A 1,133-nucleotide genomic window follows, 5' to 3' on the forward strand; every position below is an offset into this window, starting at 1 on the left:
TTAAGTAGAGCAGCGAAAGAACATTACGGGTTGCCGGCGATGGAAAGTTTTGCGTCGCTACCGATGAATGGAGCCACAGTCTCATGTCTCACCGAACGATACGTCAACCGTCGGACGAAGAGCGGTCCGAACTAAAACGCATCAAACGCGAGGAGGTCGGTCGCGTGGCGATGCGGGCGCATATGATGCTGTTATCCGATCGCGGTCTCTCGGCCTTCGACATCGCCGATCTACATGACGTGACGCACCCAACCGTCTACAAGTGGATGGATCGCTTCGATGAGGAAGGCCCCGAAGGCCTGTTTGACCGGGAGCGCGAGGGCCGCCCGCGCAAGATCGACGACGAGGTCGAACGCGAGATCGAGAAGCTACTCCAGACGGATCCGACCGAGGAGGGCGAGAATGCCTCGCGTTGGACAACGCCACGCATCGCGGAGTATCTGGAGCGGGAACTTGGCGTTGATGTTCACCCGGAGACGGTGCGAGAGGCGCTGAAGCGCTTGGAGTACAGCTGGACCCGGCCCCGGCGGAGCCTCCGCAAAGGCCCCGATTACGAGGAGCGTCTAGCCGAGCTCGCTGAGCGGATCGGACGGGTGGGTCCGGAGACCATCGTGCTCTTCGCCGACGAGACGGAGGTGAAACGCTTCCCTCCGCTGCGGCGCATGTGGCAACCGGTCGGGGAGCAGCGGGCGGTCTGGGTACCGGAGCAAAACGGCGACTTTGCCCTCTACGGGGCGCTAGATATCTGCACTGGAGAGACTTACACCGAGGCCTTCGACCGCGAGGTCTCCGATCATACGATCGAGTTTTTGAAACAGGTCCGGTCGCAAACGACCGGGAAGGTGCTCCTCATCTGGGATCAGGCCTCGTGGCACACCTCGAAGCAGGTCCAGGACTTCATCGAGGACCTGGGTCGCTTCGAGACGCTTCGGCTGCCGAAGCGGGCCCCGGAAGCGAACCCGATGGAGGACCTCTGGCGGGAACTCAAAGAACAGGTGGCAGCGTGCCTGGAGCGGAGCCTCGAGGCGCTTCGAGAAAGCTGTCGCCAGTACTTCCAGACCCTCTCGCCGCAACAGGCACTCCGCACCGCCGGCATCGGTTACGAGTAATGTTGTTCTGTCGACCTACTTAAT

Annotated in this window: 1 protein-coding gene; it reads left to right on the top strand. The window is 61.5% G+C overall.

Annotated elements, in window-relative coordinates; genetic code table 11:
• The first annotated feature begins 83 nt into the window (after positions 1-83).
• Complete coding sequence (locus CRI93_RS14960) at positions 84-1,109, top strand: IS630 family transposase (protein WP_098063532.1); 1,026 nt, start codon at positions 84-86, stop codon at positions 1,107-1,109.
• The last annotated feature ends 24 nt before the right edge of the window (positions 1,110-1,133 follow it).

The organism is Longimonas halophila, from assembly GCF_002554705.1.
Classification (GTDB): Bacteria; Bacteroidota; Rhodothermia; order Rhodothermales; family Salinibacteraceae; genus Longimonas; species Longimonas halophila.

Bases quoted from the DNA above. Each gene is read 5' to 3' on its own strand.
- CRI93_RS14960 (WP_098063532.1), top strand. From the start codon at position 84: ATGTCTCACCGAACGATACGTCAACCGTCGGACGAAGAGCGGTCCGAA.